Genomic DNA, 4,957 nt, shown 5'->3' with positions numbered 1-4,957 from the left:
ACCGCCTGACTCACTGCGCTTCGAGCGCGAGAAATTGATTGGGCGATTGCTTCCGCGGATATCATCGTGGCCAGCGGTCAGGCGCCGCGTTCACAGGCCGAACATATGACGCACCGTCATCCCTTGTTCAACCAGAGAAAGATCTTGCAGCCCGGGCCAATGGTATGGACCCCGCCCTTGCCGCGGTGGAATCTCAAGCGTCAACTGCAGCGAAGGAGGCTAAACTAAGATGCCGTAGCAATTGCTACCGCTATCGCCAGGGTGATGCGCGAGAATGAAACCGCCACGTTACTCGATCGCGAGATGGCGCTTCGCGACGCGGCAGGCGCGGCCTATCTGGTCGCGATGCCTGGCAGCGCAGCTGGGTTCGAGGTCGCGATCGGTTTCCGGTCGGTACTGATGCGGCTCGCAGTCCTCGACAGGTCGTCGAGCAGAACCGAGACATGCTGGCGCGAGCGATTGAGCTCGCAACCCTGATCGGGTAACGCGCGAGGCCGAAGTGGTGACAATTTTATTCAAGATAGCCGCTTTAACCGTGAATTGTGTTTTCGATATTGGGGACGACCAGAGAGCGATATCCTCGGCCTGCGATTGAAAATGCTGTTCTTCCTTTAAGTGCCAAAGCCAGCGCGGGCCACGCACCGAGGACAAGCACATGATCAAGCATTGCACAGAAGGCCTACTCTTCTTTGAGGGCCGGGAATTGCGCATCGCTGCTTACGGCGTTAGCCGGGCACATGCCGAAGTCCATGCTGATGGGCTAGGTCTGCTTCCGATACAATTCTACATCACGTTCGACGGCTTTCGTACAGTTGCGAAATGTCGGCTCGTGGCGAGATGGCGGGACGACATCAGTGTCGACTTTGAGAGATGGCTGGATATTCGCGGGCGCATCGCGATCGATGAACAGGCTGACGTTTCGCGCTCCAATTTCTGGAGCGGTCAACGGGGTTGAAGCGGCGCAACGCTTTGCCGCGCTTCGCCTCAATTCGACCATTCGACTCAGGCTGTGCTTGTATTTGTTGCTGGCGTCTCGTTTACGACGGTTCTCGATCCCGAACCGGCGCACAACGAAGCGGAGCCGAAGGCCCGGAGAGAACCCCATCGAACCGGGTCTTTGCGCTCTCGATATGGCGAAGCCCATCGCCTTACCGTTTGTATTGAGCCCGGGGGGGGAATTCCCGGCTGCGCATCTCGGCTTTTATCAGGAGCCGTTGCCGCTTTGCTGCGGCGATCTGATCCCGGACGTGCTCGCGCAGATAGTTTGCTTCGTCTATGGCGCGCTGAGGGCGGTCCAACAATTTCTGAGCCTCGCGGCTGATCGCCTCTGCCATGACATGCTCCCGAACAGGCGGGAGCGCAGTCGCGTCTCTCAGTCCCCGACGCCCTGGAAATCGCGGCCGGCGATGGCAGGCAACGTACCACGGCCAAGATGGGTCCAACACGTGCCCCATCAGTGTATTGCCGTAGGTATCGATCCACTGAACCTCCTGGAGGAAGTTCTCGCGAAGATGCCGTTGCTCCTCGCTCGAGCAACTGTGCCGCCCGTGCATACGGCCTTGATTCCGTAAATGGAAAGCGGCCGGTCCAGGGCGCCAACGAGGGCGATCAGAAGTTTGGACGTCGTGAACAGCAGTGCGGGCCTCAGGCTATGCAGGAGCTCGATGGTCTGACGCAACAGGTGACGGACATACGGATCGGCATCCTGCCGTTCTCGAATCAGCTCCTAGATCCAGCGCGGATCGAAATCGATGCACTGCTATCTTGCGGGCCGTCGCGGTGACTGCTTTGGCCTTGCCAATGCGGGACGACAGTCTTCTATAGAAGGCGCCGAGCGCGGTATCAGTGCGTCCGACGGTTACGGCAGCAGGCGCAGCAGAGCTGCGGCCCGCAAGATAGCAGTCCTGTTCTATAATGCTGTGCGTCACGGAATGGACTACGTCGATCTCGGGGCCTCGTCCAATGAGACACGCTATCGGACGCGAGTGATCAACAATTTGCACCGACGTGCCAAGGCATTCGGCTTTGTCCTGCACCCCTTGGAACCGGGAGCTGGTGCCGTTTCTTAGGAATCGTTCTCCAGCGTCAGCTCCCCGATCTTGGCATGCAGCGACTCACATCGATCGCAGGCGTGGCCGTCGTAGGGCTGCCCGAGCCGACACGTCGGAAGCTCCGCCCTCAAGCTGGGACTTCCAGGCCATCACTTGATTGGGGTGGAGTCGAATTACTCGGCAAGCTGAGCTATCGACCGGTCGCCCTTGACGGCGGCAAGCGCCACCTTCCCCTTGAAAGCCGGTGCGTGGTTGCGGCGTGCTCGTCTGCTCATCGTCGCTCCTGATTCGCAGGCACCAGCGTGCCCGCTGTCAGGCAGAAACTCCACTTATAGACCTGTTCAAATTTGCGGAGCCGGCTCTCTTGCCAAAGCGCCCATCGCCGTGCTTGGCAATCCACTCTTCCCTGACGCGCACTTTCACATCCTGTGCGGCCTCCATGACCGCCTGCTGGAAGAAACGACTGTGCGTGAAAATAATGACCTGCCGGCCGGCAGCCGCTTCCTTGACCAAGCGCTTTGCTACCTGAATCGCCTTCTTAGGTGCACGAATATTGGGATTGCCTATACCAAATTCGTGAACTGCGTCTAGTTCGCACTCTAGCTGAACGGGAGGCCCGAAAGCACGCGGAGCCGCTACGAGTTCGGATACAACTTCAGTCAATCCGGCAAGACCGAATGCATCTTCCACATATCGAAAACGCTTTAATAGCTTGTTCGCGCGTACAGGGCTGCTGCGGGTAGTCAGAGCGAGCCGAGCAACCGGGCCACCCCGGCCTTCCGATGGCAAGTTGAGCATACACTGACTTGTTGGTAATAGGTTCTCAGTGGCCTTGGAGCTGCTATTCAACCGAAGCATACAGCCCCATCCCAACCACCACGCCGATGACATTGGCGCGAGGTTCGGGCTTCCGTTCTCGTTTAACGATGAAATGAGAACAACAGGTGTCCCAATGTAATCAATGGCAGGGTCAAACGGAATCGTTTCGATTTCATATGACTCGCCATCATTCCTCCTTACCGCCAACATCTCTGACCTCCTGTGCTTGAATGTCTATTTTGAGAGGCGCCCGCCGTGTTCGAAGCTTCGGAAGAAAAGCCGCGGCAGGCAACGAATTCGCTCCGCGGACCGGGCTCCGTTTGGAGGGTAGAAAAGAGTCGAAAAAATACGGCCAGGCTGCCGTACAAACAGAAATCGAACCACTCGATGACCGTGCCTGCGCTGGAGGCAAGTCCTATGGTCCAGATTCCCGGAGCTCGGGCATCCGCTTTCGGTTGGCTCATGGGACTCTCCTTCGCGCTTTTGGCGCAAGCGAGTTTAGTTGCGCGGACGCCTGAGCGCACGCGCTGTTGTCACCTGGCAAAATACTAGAAAGCTCGCGGCTTGCTTATGCTGCGACCGATTGCTGCGTGGGCGCGTAACGCGCAAGACATGCGCTGGCTTCTGTCGAGATGCGCTTGACCAATTCACCAGCGGTTGGGATGTCATGTATCAATCCGATACCCTCGCCAACGGTGACATTGGCAGTATCATAGTCACCCGATGACCATGCCGCGTCGACGCGCTGCAGCTCCGCCTCTTGGAGGTTACGCAAGTCGTCTTCGCGGCCGTGCCACTGCTCGATGAAGCCATTCTTCATGAGCCTCCCGGTGTATTCTGAGGGCCACGGCTTTTTGCGAACCACGTCGTAGACACGAGTCCGGATCGTTTCGTCGCCTGTGGCGGTCACCGCCTTTTCCTTTGCGTTACGATGGATCACCGATTCTTGCGTGGCCCAGAAGCGCGTCCCCATCAATGCGCCATCAGCACCGAGCATCAGCGCCGCAGCGAGGCCGCGTCCATCGGCGATACCGCCTGCAGCAAGCACGAGGACATGAGAGGCCCTTTGTGCCACCAGATCGGCGACCGCCGGAACGAAGGGCATCGTGGAGCGCGCCGTTAGCCCGTGGCCACCTGCCTCGGTGCCTTGCGCTATGACGACATCGGCACCGACGTCGATGGCGCGCTTCGCATGCTCAAGTGTTTGTACCTGACAGATGAGCGGAACGCCCGCTTGCTTCACCTGCGGTGCATAGGGCTCGGGATCCGAGAATGAGAGCATGATCGCCTTGTTGTGCCGCTGCAAAGCAAGATCGAGCAGGCCAGGATCGTTTGCCAGAGCCCATGTTATGAAACCGCATCCGACGTCCCGGCGGCTCACCTTGGCCGACTGTTCTTCGAACCAGGTCCGGTTGGCATAACCTCCGCCCAGCATGCCCAACGCGCCGGCCGCGGAAACGGCCGACGCGAGTTCGCCGCCGGAGGCGGGGTCCATCGGCGCCAGTACGATCGGATGCTCGAGTCCAAAAAAGTCGGTCAATCTCGTTTTGATGCCCATTTTCCGTCCTCGCTCAGGCGCGATCCGCCTTTTTCCATGCAAACACTAGATCAGACGTTGACAACGGAAAAGTGATTAGTTTTGATCAAAGTCATCATTACGGGAGATGACCCATGGACAGCACCGACCTTAACTTCTTTACGGCGGTCGCAATGGCGGGCGGGATCGGCCGGGCGGCAAACGAGCTCCACACGGTGCAGTCCAATGTGACGCAGCGGATTCGGGCGCTCGAGGTTCAGCTGGGGGTCCAGCTTTTTCACCGGTCCAAAAGGGGAGTGACGCTGACCTCGATGGGGAGCAGGCTGCTTCCTTACGCTAATCGGATCAGCGAGCTTTTGGCAGAGGCCCATCGTGCAGTGAAGGATGAGGCCTTTCCAAGCGGCGAATTGCGCATCGGTTCGATGGAGACGACGGCGGCCTTACGGTTGCCGCCTCTGCTTACCCAATACGCCATCGCCTATCCCGACGTTGACGTCCAGATCGAGACCGGCCCTACGGCAGTTCTCGTCGACAATGTGGTTTCCCGCAA

Annotated in this window: 5 protein-coding genes and 1 pseudogene; 2 read left to right on the top strand and 4 right to left on the bottom strand. The window is 58.7% G+C overall.

Annotated features, from left to right (window positions below; genetic code table 11):
* The first annotated feature begins 655 nt into the window (after nt 1-655).
* Nucleotides 656-955, top strand: a complete 300-nt coding sequence (locus AC0L3A_RS39960; RefSeq protein WP_473256495.1) for a hypothetical protein — start codon at nt 656-658, stop codon at nt 953-955.
* Between the two features lie 193 nt (nt 956-1,148).
* Here the strand turns inward: AC0L3A_RS39960 and AC0L3A_RS39955 are convergent, their stop codons facing one another.
* The 4 genes and pseudogenes from AC0L3A_RS39955 to AC0L3A_RS39940 all read right to left on the bottom strand — a co-directional run bounded on the left by AC0L3A_RS39955 (nt 1,149) and on the right by AC0L3A_RS39940 (nt 4,428).
* Entirely contained in the window at nt 1,149-1,334 is a 186-nt protein-coding gene (locus AC0L3A_RS39955) for a hypothetical protein (RefSeq protein WP_473256494.1), read from the bottom strand.
* Between the two features lie 737 nt (nt 1,335-2,071).
* A pseudogene (locus AC0L3A_RS39950) lies at nt 2,072-2,326 on the bottom strand (transposase); the annotation flags it as partial.
* Between the two features lie 37 nt (nt 2,327-2,363).
* Nucleotides 2,364-3,080 (bottom strand): flavin reductase family protein, encoded by a 717-nt coding sequence (locus AC0L3A_RS39945; RefSeq protein WP_473256493.1) that lies wholly within the window; start codon nt 3,078-3,080, stop codon nt 2,364-2,366.
* 358 nt (nt 3,081-3,438) lie between these two features.
* Complete coding sequence (locus AC0L3A_RS39940) at nt 3,439-4,428, bottom strand: NAD(P)H-dependent flavin oxidoreductase (RefSeq protein ID WP_473256492.1); 990 nt, start codon at nt 4,426-4,428, stop codon at nt 3,439-3,441.
* A 113-nt stretch (nt 4,429-4,541) separates the two neighbouring features.
* Here AC0L3A_RS39940 and AC0L3A_RS39935 point away from each other — a divergent pair.
* The coding region (locus tag AC0L3A_RS39935; protein WP_473256491.1) for a LysR family transcriptional regulator at nt 4,542-4,957 on the top strand (416 nt) is incomplete at its 3' end.

The organism is Bradyrhizobium sp. MI1.3 (assembly GCF_055811695.1).
The sequence above is the reverse complement of the archived record's forward strand: the minus strand, read 5'-3'. Positions and strand labels throughout refer to the sequence as shown.

Coding starts and splice junctions, on each gene's coding strand:
- AC0L3A_RS39960 (WP_473256495.1), top strand. CDS start 656: ATGATCAAGCATTGCACAGAAGGCCTACTCTTCTTTGAGGGCCGGGAA.
- AC0L3A_RS39955 (WP_473256494.1), bottom strand. CDS start 1,334: ATGGCAGAGGCGATCAGCCGCGAGGCTCAGAAATTGTTGGACCGCCCT.
- AC0L3A_RS39945 (WP_473256493.1), bottom strand. CDS start 3,080: ATGTTGGCGGTAAGGAGGAATGATGGCGAGTCATATGAAATCGAAACG.
- AC0L3A_RS39940 (WP_473256492.1), bottom strand. CDS start 4,428: ATGGGCATCAAAACGAGATTGACCGACTTTTTTGGACTCGAGCATCCG.